Origin of the sequence: Streptomyces venezuelae (assembly GCF_008642335.1) — a bacterium.
Classification (GTDB): domain Bacteria; phylum Actinomycetota; class Actinomycetes; order Streptomycetales; family Streptomycetaceae; genus Streptomyces; species Streptomyces venezuelae_F.
This window is the reverse complement of sequence record NZ_CP029191.1, coordinates 1,244,687-1,259,376: the sequence shown is the minus strand read 5'-3', so window position 1 is coordinate 1,259,376 and position 14,690 is coordinate 1,244,687. Positions and strand designations below refer to the sequence as shown.

The 14,690-nt window shown below is 71.5% G+C and carries 9 protein-coding genes and 1 pseudogene; 8 read left to right on the top strand and 2 right to left on the bottom strand.

What is annotated here, in order from left to right; translation table 11 throughout:
- Positions 1-106 precede the first annotated feature (106 nt).
- The gene (locus DEJ49_RS05490) at positions 107-1,528 is read left to right on the top strand and encodes a helix-turn-helix domain-containing protein (protein ID WP_150182891.1); all 1,422 of its coding nucleotides are present in this window, start codon (positions 107-109) and stop codon (positions 1,526-1,528) included.
- 220 nt (positions 1,529-1,748) lie between these two features.
- Positions 1,749-4,937 carry a M20/M25/M40 family metallo-hydrolase gene (locus DEJ49_RS05485; RefSeq protein ID WP_150182889.1) on the top strand — a complete coding sequence of 1,063 codons (3,189 nt, stop codon included), beginning with the start codon at positions 1,749-1,751 and terminating at the stop codon, positions 4,935-4,937.
- A gap of 39 nt (positions 4,938-4,976) precedes the next feature.
- Here DEJ49_RS05485 and DEJ49_RS05480 read toward each other — a convergent pair whose 3' ends face one another.
- Together DEJ49_RS05480 and DEJ49_RS05475 are read right to left on the bottom strand one after the other, a co-directional pair.
- Positions 4,977-6,644, bottom strand: coding sequence for a hypothetical protein (locus DEJ49_RS05480; protein WP_150182888.1), 1,668 nt, complete (start codon positions 6,642-6,644; stop codon positions 4,977-4,979).
- Between the two features lie 182 nt (positions 6,645-6,826).
- The gene (locus DEJ49_RS05475) at positions 6,827-9,034 is read right to left on the bottom strand and encodes an elongation factor G-like protein EF-G2 (protein ID WP_150182886.1); all 2,208 of its coding nucleotides are present in this window, start codon (positions 9,032-9,034) and stop codon (positions 6,827-6,829) included.
- Positions 9,035-9,236: 202 nt separating this feature from the next.
- Here DEJ49_RS05475 and pgsA point away from each other — a divergent pair.
- The 6 genes and pseudogenes from pgsA (at position 9,237) to pdxT (ending at position 14,662) form a co-directional block, all read left to right on the top strand.
- A pseudogene (gene pgsA / locus DEJ49_RS05470) lies at positions 9,237-9,964 on the top strand (phosphatidylinositol phosphate synthase).
- Positions 9,961-10,881 (top strand): phosphatidylinositol mannoside acyltransferase, encoded by a 921-nt coding sequence (locus tag DEJ49_RS05465; RefSeq protein ID WP_150182881.1) that lies wholly within the window; start codon positions 9,961-9,963, stop codon positions 10,879-10,881. The pseudogene pgsA and the gene DEJ49_RS05465 overlap by 4 nt, the downstream one beginning before the upstream one ends.
- The gene (locus DEJ49_RS05460; RefSeq protein ID WP_150182879.1) at positions 10,878-12,041 is read left to right on the top strand and encodes a glycosyltransferase family 4 protein; all 1,164 of its coding nucleotides are present in this window, start codon (positions 10,878-10,880) and stop codon (positions 12,039-12,041) included. The genes DEJ49_RS05465 and DEJ49_RS05460 overlap by 4 nt, the downstream gene beginning before the upstream one ends.
- Before the next feature lie 360 nt (positions 12,042-12,401).
- Entirely contained in the window at positions 12,402-12,947 is a 546-nt protein-coding gene (locus DEJ49_RS05455) for a hypothetical protein (protein WP_150182878.1), read from the top strand.
- 168 nt (positions 12,948-13,115) lie between these two features.
- Complete coding sequence (gene pdxS, locus DEJ49_RS05450) at positions 13,116-14,030, top strand: pyridoxal 5'-phosphate synthase lyase subunit PdxS (RefSeq protein WP_150182876.1); 915 nt, start codon at positions 13,116-13,118, stop codon at positions 14,028-14,030.
- Positions 14,030-14,662: a pyridoxal 5'-phosphate synthase glutaminase subunit PdxT gene (gene pdxT / locus DEJ49_RS05445; protein WP_150182874.1), complete on the top strand. Its 633-nt coding sequence runs from the start codon at positions 14,030-14,032 to the stop codon at positions 14,660-14,662. Before pdxS ends, pdxT begins: the two co-directional genes overlap by 1 nt.
- The last annotated feature ends 28 nt before the right edge of the window (positions 14,663-14,690 follow it).

Below are 14,690 nucleotides of genomic sequence, written 5' to 3'. Positions count from 1 at the left end.
CATACCGTCGACCCCCCTGTGCCAAGAGGGGGGTTGGAGGCGGCTGCCCCACCTGCCACCCTGCCCTCACGGAGCACCTCGCGGAGCACCTGGTCAGGGAGGGGTCATGTCCGTCGGCATGTCACGGGCGGCCGACCCGGTCGATCCGGGGTGGGCGGAGTTCGGGCGGCTGCTGCGGTTCCACCGCCGGCGGGCCGGGCTCACCCAGCTGCAGCTCGGCAGCAGAGTGGGCTACCACCACACGTTCATCAGCAGGCTGGAGGGCGGGCTGCGGGAACCGCCCTACGACCTGGTGAACCGGCTCGACGCCGTCCTGGGCACAGGTGGCCGGCTCGCCGCTCTCGTCGCCTCGCCGCCCGCGTCGCCGTGTGCGCCCGGCCTGCCCCCGGCGTCGCCCACGCTGTTCGCGCCGATCCCCGGGACCGACGCTCCCGGCGACCCGGCCTCTCTCACCGCGCAGCCCTGGCCGGTGCGGCTGCCCGCGGAGGGTCTTGCCTGTCCGCTGCACGGCAGGGTGGGCTGCGCGACGCCCGACCGGGAAGCGGTGACGGACCTCCTGGCCGGTCTGACGGGACCGTACGACCGCGTCGGCGACACGGCGGGTGCCGAGGCCGAGCTGCTGCACGGTCTGACCGCCGTGCTGGCCTGCCTGATCCGTGAGACGTCCGGCCGGGCCACCGACGCGGGTGCGGGCACCGTGGAGCGGCTGCTGCGCGGGGTGGTGCGGTGGGCGGAGGCGGACAACGCCGCGGGACGGCTGCCGTACGGGCAGCTGCGGCTCGCCGCGCAGTACGCGCAGGTCGCGGGGCGGCTGCGGATGGAGCGCGGGCAGAGCGGGGTGGCCATGGCCTGGTTCGGGCACGGCCTGCGGTGGGCGGACGCCGCGCAGGACGCCGAGGCGCGGGCCACGCTCCTGAGTGACATGTCGACTCTTGTGCGACTCGACGGGGACCCCGCGTCGATGCTCGTGTACGCGCAGGCCATCGGGGCGGTGGACGTCAGGCGGCGCTGGATGGTGATGCTGTCCGGCCTGTATCAGGCGCGGGCGTACGCGCTGAGCCACGACGTCGCCGCGTGCCGACGGCATCTGTCGACGGCGCGGCGCAGGTTCGCCCGGCTCGACGACCGGGACCGGCTCGAGGCGCCCTGGCTCTCGGGTGCGGAGGGTGTGCTGCGGGTGGAGTCGGCGGTGGGCGGCGCGCTGCGGGATCTGTCCGTGGTGACGGGGGACCGGGCGGTGGCCCGGCGCGCGGTCGAGGCCACGGCCCGGTCGTATGCGCTGCTGCCACCGGTGATGCGCTCCACGCGTCTGCTGCTGACCCTGCGTCTCGCGGACAGCTGGGCGTGCGCGGGCGACCCCGTCGCGGCGGTGACCCTGGCGGGGCCCGTCCTGGACGAGGCGTTGGGCGCGCGGGAGTTGACGGTCGCCGACGAACTGCGCGGGCTGCACCGACGGCTCGCGGGGCGGTGGCGCGATCTGCCGGAGGTGCGGGAGTACCGGGAACGGGTGCGGGCCGTGTCGGAGTGAGGCCAGGCGCGGTCCCGGCGCGCTTGCCAGTTCTTGACAGGGTGTTCCGGAGGGCTGGAATCCATTGACCGGGGACCGGGCCGGTGTGAGGGTTCCGCCAGCCACGAGGGTGTCATGTCACCGCCAGGTCGTAAGCGGAGCAGCGGGTACGACCGCACAGCCTGACGCACGGGCTCCCCCTGGCTCGAACGAGCCGCAACACCTCTCACAAGGAGCCGTGATGCTCAGACGATCCGCAGCGGCCGGGATAACCCTGGCCCTGGCACTGGCGGGGGTGACGGTCCCCGCCTCCCTCGCATCGGCGGCGCGGTCCGCACCCACCGCGGACAGACCGGACCCCCTCGCCAAGGCCGTCGCCGCCGCCGACAAGGCGGTGCGCAGCGGCCTCGACGGGCTGGCCAGAGGGCCGCAGGAGCAGTACGACCGCCAGCAGGTCACCCCCTGGCTCAAGGGCCTCTACTCGGTCGCGTACGAACGCACCTACCGCGGGCTGCCGGTCGTGGGCGGCGACGCGGTGGTCCTCGCCGACGGCAAGGGGAAGGTCCGCTCCGTCCGGGCCGCCACCGACGCGACGATCTCGGTCACCACCGAGGCGAAGGTGACAGCCGCGCAGGCGGTCAGGACGAGCCGTACGAAGCTCGCGAAGGTCAAGAAGGTCGACTCCAAGCGCCTCGTGGTCCGGGTCAAGAAGGACGCGCCCGCGCTCGCCTGGGAGACCGAGCTGACCGGCCGCACGAAGGCCGGCGACCCCAGCAGGCTGCACGTCTTCGTCGACGCGCTCACCGGCAAGGTCATCGACACCTACGACGACGTGCGCGCCGGCACGGGACACAGCAAGTGGAACGGCCCCGACCCGCTGACCATCGACACCTCGCGCTCGGGCAGCAACTACGTGCTGCGCGACACCACCCGCCCCGGACTCCAGTGTTCGAGCTACCAGGGCAGCGTCTTCAGCAAGGCGACCGACGACTGGGGCACCGGCAACCCCACGAGCCGGGAGACCGGCTGCGTCGACGTGATGTTCGCCGCGCAGAAGCAGTGGAACATGCTCAAGGAGTGGGTCGGCCGCAACGGACACAACGGCAACGGCGGCAGCTGGCCGGTGAGTGTGGGCCTCAACGAGCTGAACGCCTACTGGGACGGCTCCTCCGTCACCATCGGCCACAACAGCGCCAACGAGTGGATCGCCGGAGTCGACGTCGTCGCCCACGAGTTCGGCCACGGCCTCGACTCCAACACGCCCGGCGGCGCCAACCACGAGAGCGGCCTGGGCGAGGCGACCGGCGACATCATGGGCGCCCTGACCGAGGCGTACATCAACCAGCCCGCCCCCTACGACACCCCGGACTACACGGTCGGGGAGATGATCAACCTCCAGGGGCGCGGCCCGATCCGCAACATGTACGACCCGAGCCGGGTCAACAACGACCCCAACTGCTACTCCGCCTCCATCCCCAACACGGAGGAGCACAAGGCGGCCGGACCCATGAACCACTGGTTCTACCTGCTCGCCGAGGGCTCCAACCCCGGCGGCGGCAAGCCCTCCAGCCCCACCTGCAACAACCAGCAGGTGACCGGCGTGGGCGTCAAGAACGCCGGCAAGATCTTCTACGGCGCCATGCTGCTCAAGACCAGCGGCATGACGTACAAGCGCTACCGCACCGCCACGCTCACCGCGGCGAAGAACCTGGACGCGAGTTGCGACCTGTTCAACGCCACCAAGGCGGCCTGGGACGCCATCAGCATCCCGGCCCAGAGCGGTGACCCGACCTGCACCGGGCAGCAGAACGACTTCTCCCTCGGGCTCAGCCCCGCCTCGGGCAAGGTCGAACCCGGCGCCTCGACCACCGGCACGGTCAACACCACGACCGTCACCGGCAGCGCCCAGCAGATCACGCTGACCGCCTCGGGCGCCCCGGCGGGCGTGAACGTCACGTTCGACCCGACGACCGTCACGTCCGGCTCCAACGCCACCATGAAGATCACGACCGCCGGGTCCACCACCGCAGGCACCTATCCGATCACCGTCACCGGCACCGCGGGCACCAAGACGCACACCGCCCGGTACACGCTGACCGTGGGCGGCGGCGGCAACCCGACGCCCCCGCCGGACATCGACGTGGAGAAGGTCCGGGCGCACCTCGCCCAGTTCAACACCATCGCCTCGCAGAACGGCGGCAACCGCCGCGCCACCGGCGCCGGCTACCGCGCCTCCCTCGCGTACGTGAAGGGCAAGCTGGAGGCCGCCGGATACAAGGTCACCGAGCAGACCTGCGCCTCCGGCTGCTCCGCCGGCGCGGGCAACAACCTGATCGCCGAGTGGCCGCAGGGCGAAGCGAACAACGTCTACATGTTCGGCGCGCACCTCGACGGCGTCGCGGCAGGGCCCGGCATCAACGACAACGGCTCCGGATCCGCCGCGATCCTGGAGGCGGCGCTGTCCCTGGCGCAGAACAACCCCACCATGAAGAACCGCGTCCGCTTCGCCTGGTGGACCGACGAGGAGCAGGGCCTCAACGGCTCGGACTACTACGCCTCGTCGCTGCCGGCCGCGGAACGCACCAAGATCAAGGCGTACTACAACTTCGACATGGTCGGCTCGACGAACGCCGGGTACTTCATCAACAACGTGAACTCCGCGGCGTCGGTCCCGCTGCGGGACTACTGGACCTCCCTCAACCTCGCGCCCCAGGAGAACGTCGAGGGACAGGGGCGGTCGGACGACGCCTCCTTCCAGCGCCTCGGCATCCCGACGTCCGGCTACGCAACCGGCGCCTCCGCCACGAAGTCCGCGGCAGAGGCGGCGAAGTGGGGCGGCACCGCGGGCCGTTCGTACGACTCGTGCTACCACTCCGCGTGCGACACCACCGCCAACGTGAGCGCCACCGCGCTCGACCGCAGCTCGGACGGTGTCGCGTACGCGCTCTGGAAGACCTCCGTCGGCGACAAGCCCGCCCCGACGGACGACTTCTCCCTCGCCGCCGACCCGGCCTCGGGCACCGTCCAGCCCGGCTCCTCCGCGAAGGTCACCCTCGCCACCGCCACGACCAGTGGGGAGGCACAGAAGGTGGGACTCTCGGCCTCGGGGGCCCCGGCCGGAGTGAGCGTCTCCATCAACCCGGAGTCGGTGCTCTCGGGCGAATCGGCGACGGCCACCGTCGAGGTCGCGGCGGGCACCACCGCCGGCACCTACACGCTGACCTTCACCGGTGCGGGCCAGGCCACCCACACCACGACCTACACCCTGACCGTGCCCGGCGGCGGCGAGACCACCTGGCAGCTGGGCGCCACCTACGCGGCCGGGGACGTCGTCACCTACAACGGCGTCCGCTACCGCTGCATCCAGGGCCACACCGCCTATCCGGGCTGGGAGCCGCCGAACGTCCCCGCCCTCTGGCAGGCCATCTGACCGACCCGCGGCGGGCCGGCTGATCGTCGGCCCGCCGCCTCACGCGTCGTAGACATCCGCCTTCCTCGGCATCGGGTCCTGGATGGCCCCGCTGAGGAAGCCGGATCGCGCGCCGAACTTCTCCGTGTTCACGCCGTTCTCGTCGAGGACCCTGATCGCGGCGGCGTGGACCACGCGCAGCACCGGCGTGGCGGCGCGCAGCGCGTCGTCCGCCATGAAACGGTGCCGCCACGGCTTGTCGGCCCAGGCGTGCCGCAGGCCGAACGGCTCGGGCAGGACCAGCTTGCCGCCGAGGTGGTCCAGGATCGGCGGATACCAGGTGAAGGGGGCGCGGACCGCGAGGCGCACCACCTCGTCCGCGTCGATCAGCGGCAGGTTGCGGGTCGTGGTCTCCCAGAACCTGATCGGCTTGGCGACCGTCTTCGTCTTCGGCGAGGGCTTTGTGGTGAACAGCGGGTGCACGGGGCCCAGGGCGTGGCCCGTGACCTCGATGCGCAGCGTCTCGTGCAGCACGGTCACCGTGATCAGCATCGTGATGACCAGCTGGCCGTCCCAGAGCGTGAACTGCACGCCCAAATAGTGCCGGTTGCCGCTGCCGAACTGCTGCTCGTTGCAGATCCGCTGTATCTCGTGGCCGCGGATTTGGAAGGCCTCGACGTCCGTGCCGGTGGGGCGGGACACCGCCTTCGCGTTCTCCCCGATGGGGGAGACGATCCAGTGGTTTATGTCGGGGGTGGGGAAGCCGCCGGTGTGCAGCGGGCCGCGCTCCAGCATGCGCAGCTGGTCGTGCACCGCCTTTATGACGTCCCAGGCGCGGAAGGGATGGATCTCCTTGGCCGGGTCGGCCGGCACCAGCTCCTCCGCCAGCTGCCAGCTGCCCCACCGCGTGCCCATGCCCAATATGCCCTTGGGCCCGGCGTAGAACACGGAGTTGCTCTGCTGCTCCGCGGAGAGCCTCGCGAGCCCCTGACGGAGCCGCTCGGCGGCCGTCTCGCCCGGGCTGCCGGGCACCGCCTCGGGGATCTTGGCGCCGATGCCGCCGCCCGCGAGCAGGCCCGACCAGCGGTCGCGCAGGTCCCTGGCGGTGCGCTCGGCGATCTGCTTCGCCCAGAACCAGCCCACCACGGGCAGCACGATCGCCGCACGCAGATACCAGGCCCAGAAACCGCCGAACGGCAGCTTGAGCAGGGCGACGGCGGCCAGCACGCCCACGGCGACCAGCACGGCCGTCGCGAGCGCGCCCGCACGCTTGTCGTCGCTCTTGGCGACCTGCCGCCGGATGGTGAAGACCAGCAGCCAGAAGATGAATCCCGGCAGGAAGAGCACTCCGCACAGCACCGTCACCGCGGTCAGCCAGCTGTCGCGCTCCTTGCGGATGCGGTTCGCCGCGAGGCAGTGCTCGACGACCGCCTGCGGCTCGGTCCCGAAGGACTGGATGAGCGGACTGCGGCCGCCGCCCAGCATCCGCACCTGCACGGTCCGCGCGAACGCCTCGCCCAGATTCGGCTTGAAGAGCGACCAAATGCCCGGCTTCACCTCGGATTTGTGCCACTCGTTGTTGGCCGCGAGGATGCCGTCGACATCACCGTCGCGGTACGCGGCCGAGGCCAGGGCATGGGTCGCCGCGGTCTGTCCCGCGGCGCCCGACAGCGGAACCTGGGCCCCGGGCCTGAAGTCGAATACATCGTCCGCCACTGCCGCCCCCATCGCCGCGGTGCCTTCGCTGCTGCGGCTCTTCCCGACTTCCCTGCCCGGCACACCTGTTGCCGCCCGGCGCATCTGTTGATCAGGTCATCAGCGTATCCGGGCGCACCGACATCCGTCAGGGGGCAACGGCATGCCGCCCGCCCTCGGGGGAGGGGCGGACGGCATGCGCCCATGCTCCGCAACTACGAGGCGTCGTGCGCCCGTTCGCGGATCTTCTCGGAGAGCTGCGGGGGCATCGGCTCGTGGCGCGCGTACGTACGGTTGAAGCGCGCGGTGCCCTGCGAGAGGGACCGCAGATCCACCGCGTACCGGCCGATCTCGATCTCGGGCACCTCGGCCCGCACCAGGGTGCGCCCGCCGGCCGCCTGCTCCGTGCCGACCACCCGGCCCCGCCGCCCCGACAGGTCGCTCATCACCGCCCCGACATAGTCGTCGCCGACGAGGACCTGCACCTCGGCGACCGGTTCGAGCAGATGGATCTTCGCGCCGGACGCGGCCTCCCGCAGCGCCAGCGCGCCCGCCGTCTGGAACGCGGCGTCGGAGGAGTCCACCGAGTGCGCCTTGCCGTCGAGGAGAGTGATCCGGACGTCGATGAGCGCGTACCCGGCGGCGACGCCCTTGGCCGCCTGCGCACGCACGCCCTTCTCGACGGACGGGATGAACTGCCGCGGGACCGCGCCGCCCACGACCTTGTCGACGAACTCGATGCCGCTGCCGCCGGGCAGCGGCTCGACCTCGATCTCACAGATCGCGTACTGCCCGTGCCCGCCGGACTGCTTCACATGGCGGCCCCGGCCACCGGACTTGCCCGCGAACGTCTCCCGGAGGGAGACCTTGTACGGCACCACGTCGACCTGCACGCCGTACCGGCTGCGCAGCCGTTCCAGAGCGACGTCCGCGTGTGCCTCGCCCAGACACCACAGGACGACCTGGTGCGTGTCCTGGTTCTGTTCGAGCCGCATCGTGGGGTCCTCGGCGACCAGCCGCGACAGGCCCTGCGACAGCTTGTCCTCGTCGGCCTTGCTGTGCGCCTGGATCGCGAGGGGCAGCAGCGGGTCCGGCATGTCCCAGGGCTCCATGAGGAGCGGGTCGTCCTTGGCGGAGAGGGTGTCGCCGGTCTCGGCGCGGTTCAGCTTGGCCACGCACGCCAGGTCACCCGCCACACAGTGCGTGAGGGTGCGCTGGTGCTTGCCGAAGGGGGAGGAGAGCGCGCCGACGCGCTCGTCGACGTCGTGGTCCTCGTGGCCGCGGTCGGCGAGGCCGTGCCCGGAGACGTGCACCGTCTCGTCGGGACGCAGGGTGCCGGAGAAGACACGGACGAGGGAGACCCGTCCCACGTACGGGTCGGAGGCGGTCTTCACGACCTCGGCCACGAGGGGGCCCTCGGGGTCGCAGGTCAGCGCGGGCCGCGCCGTGCCGTCGGGCGTGGTGACGGCCGGTGCGGGGTGTTCGAGCGGCGTCGGGAAGCCGCCCGTGATGAGTTCCAGGAGCTCGACCGTGCCGATGCCCTGGCGGGCGCCCTCCGCGGCCGGCGCGGCGGCGAGCACCGGATGGAAGATGCCGCGCGCCACCGCGCGCTCCAGGTCGTCCACCAAGGTCTTGAAGTCGATGTCCTCGCCGCCGAGGTAACGGTCCATGAGGGACTCGTCCTCGCTCTCGGCGATGATCCCCTCGATCAGCGTGTTGCGCGCCTCCTGGATCAGCGGAAGCTGGTCGGCGCCCGGCTCGGACTCCTTGCGCTCCCCGGAGGCGTAGTCGAATATCCGCTGCGAGAGCAGCCCGATCAGGCCGGTCACCGGGGCGTGGCCGTCCGGTCCCGGCTCGCCGTGGAGCGGCAGGTACAGCGGCACCACGGCGTCCGGGTCGTCGCCGCCGAACGCCTGCGCGCAGGTGCGGGTCATCGCGGCGAAGTCCGCGCGGGCCGACTCGAGGTGCGTGATCACGATGGCCCGGGGCATGCCGACCGCCGCGCACTCCTCCCACACCATGCGCGTCGCGCCCGTGATGCCCTCGACGCCCTCGGCCGCCGAGACGACGAAAAGGGCCGCGTCCGCGGCGCGCAGACCGGCCCTCAGCTCCCCGACGAAATCGGCGTACCCCGGGGTGTCCAGTAGGTTGATCTTGAACCCGTCCCATTCGACGGGAACCAGTGACAGCTGCACCGAACGCTGCTGCCGGTGCTCCATCTCGTCGTAGTCGGAGACGGTGCCGCCGTCCTCCACGCGGCCCGCCCGGTTCACCGCCCCCGCCGTCAGCGCGAGGGCCTCCACCAGCGTCGTCTTGCCGGATCCGCTGTGGCCGACCAGCACCACATTCCGTACGGACGCGGGGTGGTCGGCCGATGCTGCCCTGCCGGCGGCTCCGGGGTGTGCGTTCGCCTTGTCGCCCATGCCTTGGCCTCCCGGTTACGTGCACGGTGAGGAGGCTCAGCCCCCTCGGGGATGCTGGCTGCTCGTGGACGCGCGGGGCCGGATGCGGGGCGGCACCGGCGGCGCCCGTCATGCTTTCGAGCTTTCCACTCGGGTCACTGTGCGTCCATACGTCGTACGCGATCGTGAGGGGGCGAGCCGGTCCGTCAACAGCGTGACTACGATGGGCCCGCCGGTGGCCAACGGGGCCGCGCGGCGCACCGAACCCTCGGGAAGGCCATGCTGAACAAGTACGCGCGTGCATTCTTCACGCGTGTCCTCACGCCGTTCGCCGCGTTTCTCATCCGCCGCGGGGTCAGCCCCGACGCGGTCACCTTCATCGGCACGGCCGGTGTGGTGGCGGGAGCGCTGGTCTTCTTCCCCCGGGGTGAGCTCTTCTGGGGCGTGATCGTCATCACGTCGTTCGTCTTCTCGGACCTCGTCGACGGCAATATGGCCCGCCAGCTCGGCCGCTCCAGCCGCTGGGGCGCGTTCCTGGACTCGACGCTCGACCGGGTGGCCGACAGCGCCATCTTCGGCGGCCTCGCCCTCTGGTACGCAGGGTCCGGCGACGACAACATCCTCTGCGCCGTCTCCATCTTCTGCCTGGCCAGCGGCCAGGTGGTCTCGTACACGAAGGCGCGCGGCGAGGCGATCGGCCTGCCCGTCGCCGTCAACGGCCTGGTGGAGCGCGCCGAGCGCCTGGTGATCACGCTGGTCGCCGCGGGCCTCGCGGGCCTGCACAAGTTCGGCGTCCCGGGCATCCAGATCCTGCTGCCCATCGCCCTGTGGGCCGTCGCGGCAGGCAGCATGGTCACCCTCGTCCAGCGCGTGGTGACCGTGCGCAGGGAGTCCGCGGAGGCGGACGCCGCCACGGCATCCGGGGCCCAGGAGAGTGAGGCCGCGCAGTGAAGGACCGACTCACCGACGGGCTGTACGGGCTCGGCTGGAGCACCGTCAAGAAGCTCCCCGAACCCGTCGCCGCGCGGCTCGGCAGGACCATCGCCGACACGGTCTGGAAGCGCCGCGGCAAAGGCGTGCTCCGCCTTGAGTCCAACCTCGCGCGCGTGGTGCCCGACGCGAGTCCGCAACGGCTCACCGAGCTCTCCAAGGCGGGCATGCGCTCCTACCTGCGCTACTGGATGGAGTCCTTCCGGCTGCCGTCCTGGAGCAAGGAGCGGGTGAAGAACGGCTTCGACGTCAAGGACGTCCACCACCTCACCGACGGGCTCGCCGCCGGCAAGGGCGTCATCATCGCCCTGCCGCACCTGGGCAACTGGGACCTCGCGGGAGCCTGGGTCACCACCAAGCTCGACACCCCCTTCACGACGGTCGCCGAGCGCCTCAAGCCCGAGACGCTGTACGACCGCTTCGTCGCCTACCGCGAGAGCCTCGGCATGGAGGTCCTGCCCCACACCGGAGGCTCCGCCTTCGGGACCCTGGCGCGGCGCCTGCGCGCCGGCGGCCTCGTCTGCCTCGTCGCCGACCGCGATCTGTCCGCCTCCGGCGTCGAGGTGAAGTTCTTCGGAGACACCGCCCGGATGCCGGCGGGCCCCGCGATGCTCGCCCAGCAGACCGGAGCCCTGTTGCTGCCCGTCACCCTCTGGTATGACGATTCGCCCGTCATGAAGGGCCGCGTCCACCCGCCCGTCGACGTCCCCGAGACAGGTACGCGGGCCGAGAAGACGTCTGTCATGACACAGGCGCTGGCCGACGCCTTCGCCACCGGTATCGCCGAACACCCGGAGGACTGGCACATGCTGCAGCGTCTGTGGCTCGCCGACCTGGAACCCCGCGCCGATGCCGCTCCGGCGGGTGAGACGTCGTGAGAATCGGCATCGTCTGCCCCTACTCGTGGGACGTGCCGGGCGGCGTCCAGTTCCATATCCGCGATCTGGCGGAGCACCTCATCCGCCTCGGGCACGAGGTCTCCGTCCTCGCCCCGGCCGACGACGAGACACCCCTCCCGCCGTACGTGGTCTCGGCGGGACGCGCCGTTCCCGTCCCTTACAACGGCTCGGTGGCCCGCCTCAACTTCGGCTTCCTGTCGGCCGCGCGGGTACGCCGCTGGCTGCACGAGGGCACGTTCGACGTCATCCACATCCACGAGCCCGCGTCGCCCTCCCTCGGCCTGCTCACCTGCTGGGCCGCGCAGGGTCCCATCGTCGCGACGTTCCACACGTCCAACCCGCGCTCGCGGGCGATGATCGCCGCGTACCCGATCCTCCAGCCCGCCCTGGAGAAGATCAGCGCACGCATCGCGGTGAGCGAGTACGCGCGCCGCACCCTCGTCGAACACCTCGGCGGCGACGCGGTCGTCATCCCGAACGGCGTCGACGTCGACTTCTTCGCCGACGCCGAGCCGCGGCCCGAGTGGCAGGGCGAGACGATCGGCTTCATCGGCCGCATCGACGAGCCCCGCAAGGGCCTGCCGGTCCTCATGCGGGCCCTCCCGCAGATCTTCGCCGAGCGCCCGAACGCCCGCCTGCTGGTCGCGGGCCGCGGCGACGAGGAGGAGGCGGTCGCGTCCCTCCCCACAGAGCTGCGCCCCCGGGTGGAGTTCCTCGGCATGGTCAGCGACGAGGACAAGGCGCGGCTGCTGCGCAGCGTCGACCTGTACGTCGCGCCCAACACCGGCGGCGAGAGCTTCGGCATCATCCTGGTCGAGGCGATGTCCGCGGGCGCGCCCGTGCTCGCCAGCGACCTGGACGCGTTCGCGCAGGTCCTGGACCAGGGCGCGGCGGGCGACCTCTTCACCAACGAGGACGCGGAGTCCCTCGCGAAGTCCGCGGTACGCCTTCTCGCCGACCCCGAACGCCGAGAGGGCCTGCGCGAACGCGGCAGCGCCCACGTCCGCCGCTTCGACTGGTCGACGGTCGGCTCCGACATCCTCGCGGTCTACGAAACGGTGACGGACGGCGCGACTGCCGTCGCCGAGGACGAACGCTCGGGCCTGCGGGCGAGGTTCGGGCTGGCGTCGAAGGGGTGAGGGGGCTGCTTTCCAGCCGGCCCGGTCCTTTGCGGACCGGGGTGCCGAGTTTCAGCCGGTCCGGTCTTGTGCGGACCGGGGTGCCGAGTTTCAGCCGGTCCGGTCTTTTGCGGACCGGGGTGCGGAGTTTCAGCCGGTCCGGTCTTTTGCGGACCGGGGTGCCGAGTTTCAGCCCGTCCGGCGTTTGAGGACCGGGGGTGCGGGGGCGGAGCCCCCGAGGAGGGTGCCGGGCACTGAATTTCAGCCCGTCCGGCGTTTGAGGACCGGGGGCCAGGGGGCGGAGCCCCCGAAGACGGTGCGTGGGGTGCCGGGCGCCGAGGCCCGGTCAAAGGCGACCACGCCCGAAGGTAGCCTCGGCCTGTGACCTCCACCTTGATCTGGATCGCGGCGGCCCTCTTCGCGATCGGCCTGTACCTGAGCTGGACCGCCGGCCGACTCGACCGGCTGCACGCGCGGATCGACGCCGCACGCGCCGCCCTGGACGCCCAACTGCTGCGCCGCGCCTCGGTGGCCCAGGAGCTGGCCACCTCCGGAGTGCTCGATCCGGCCGCGTCGATCGTGCTCTACGAAGCGGCGCACGCGGCCCGCCAGGCGGAGGAGGAACAGCGCGAGGTCGCGGAGAGCGAGCTCAGCCAGGCGCTGCGCGCCATCTTCGGAGAGGTCCAGCAGGTCGAGGCCGTACGGGAGGCCCCCGGCGGCGACGAGGCGGCCACCGAGCTGGCCGCGGCCGTACGCCGTGTGCCGATGGCCCGCCGCTTCCACAACGACGCCGTACGCGCCGCCCGCGCCCTCCGCCGCCACCGCACGGTCCGCTGGTTCCGGCTCGCGGGTCACGCCCCGTTCCCGATGGCGTTCGAGATGGACGACGAGCCGCCGACGGCACTGGCGGACCGCGCGACGGCATGACGCCGGGACCAGCCAAACCATGGCGGCACGGCGGCACGTAAACCGCCCTGACCAGGCACATCCCCCAAAAACGAGCCACCGGTCACCCATTGGCCCTTGCTGTGGCCTGGTCACCGGGAGTTTCCTCGGAGCTGCAGAAATCCTCTTTCAGCGAGTGAGGTCAACTCCGTGTCCAGCACCCTCTCCAGCAACAACCCGTCCCCCGAGACCGGCACCGCCCGCGTCAAGCGCGGCATGGCCGAGCAGCTCAAGGGCGGCGTGATCATGGACGTCGTCAACGCCGAGCAGGCGAAGATAGCCGAGGACGCCGGCGCGGTCGCCGTCATGGCGCTGGAGCGCGTGCCCGCCGACATCCGCAAGGACGGCGGCGTGGCCCGGATGTCCGACCCGAACATGATCGAAGAGATCATCGAGGCCGTCTCGATCCCGGTCATGGCCAAGTCCCGCATCGGCCACTTCGTCGAGGCCCAGGTCCTGCAGTCCCTCGGCGTCGACTACATCGACGAGTCCGAGGTCCTCACCCCGGCCGACGAGGTCAACCACAGCGACAAGTTCGCCTTCACGACGCCGTTCGTGTGTGGCGCCACCAACCTGGGCGAGGCCCTGCGCCGCATCGCCGAGGGCGCCGCGATGATCCGCTCCAAGGGCGAGGCCGGCACCGGCAACGTCGTCGAGGCCGTCCGCCACCTGCGCCAGATCAAGAACGAGATCGCCAAGCTGCGCGGCTTCGACAACAACGAGCTGTACGCCGCCGCCAAGGACCTCCGCGCCCCGTACGAGCTGGTCAAGGAGACCGCCGAGCTCGGCAAGCTCCCGGTGGTCCTGTTCTCCGCCGGTGGTGTCGCCACCCCCGCCGACGCCGCCCTGATGCGCCAGCTCGGCGCCGAGGGTGTCTTCGTCGGCTCCGGCATCTTCAAGTCCGGCGACCCGGCCCGCCGCGCCGCCGCCATCGTGAAGGCCACGACGTTCTTCGACGACCCGAAGATCATCGCCGACGCCTCCCGCAACCTCGGCGAGGCCATGGTCGGCATCAACTGCGACACCCTCCCGGAGACCGAGCGCTACGCGAACCGGGGCTGGTGATGACCACTCCCGTAGGTGACACCTCCAGGGTGGACACCCCTGTAGTGGGCGTCCTCGCCCTCCAGGGGGACGTACGGGAGCACCTGATCGCCCTGGCCGCGGCGGACGCCGTGGCCAGGCCGGTCCGGCGCCCCGAGGAGCTCGCCGAGGTCGACGGCCTGGTCATCCCCGGCGGCGAGTCCACCACCATCTCCAAGCTGGCCACCCTCTTCGGCCTGATGGAGCCCCTCCGCGCGCGCGTGCGCGACGGCATGCCGGTCTACGGCAGCTGCGCGGGCATGATCATGCTCGCCGACAAGATCCTCGACCCGCGCTCGGGCCAGGAGACGGTGGGCGGCATCGACATGATCGTGCGGCGCAACGCGTTCGGGCGGCAGAACGAGTCGTTCGAGGCCGCCGTCGACGTCCGGGGCGTCGCAGGCGCCCCTGTCGAGGGCGTCTTCATCCGCGCCCCCTGGGTGGAGTCCGTCGGCGCCGAGGTCGACGTGCTCGCCGAGCACGAGGGCCACATCGTCGCCGTACGCCAAGGGAACGCCCTCGCCACGTCGTTCCACCCCGAGCTGACGGGCGACCACCGGATCCACGCGCTGTTCGTGGAGATGGCGCGCGGTAACCCGGAGGCGGGATCCTAGTAGGATCTCCGGGGATCCCCCCGGAGCC

Bases quoted from the DNA above. Each gene is read 5' to 3' on its own strand.
- DEJ49_RS05485 (WP_150182889.1), top strand. From the start codon at position 1,749: ATGCTCAGACGATCCGCAGCGGCCGGGATAACCCTGGCCCTGGCACTG.
- DEJ49_RS05475 (WP_150182886.1), bottom strand. From the start codon at position 9,034: ATGGGCGACAAGGCGAACGCACACCCCGGAGCCGCCGGCAGGGCAGCA.
- DEJ49_RS05480 (WP_150182888.1), bottom strand. From the start codon at position 6,644: ATGGGGGCGGCAGTGGCGGACGATGTATTCGACTTCAGGCCCGGGGCC.
- DEJ49_RS05490 (WP_150182891.1), top strand. From the start codon at position 107: ATGTCCGTCGGCATGTCACGGGCGGCCGACCCGGTCGATCCGGGGTGG.
- pdxT (WP_150182874.1), top strand. From the start codon at position 14,030: ATGACCACTCCCGTAGGTGACACCTCCAGGGTGGACACCCCTGTAGTG.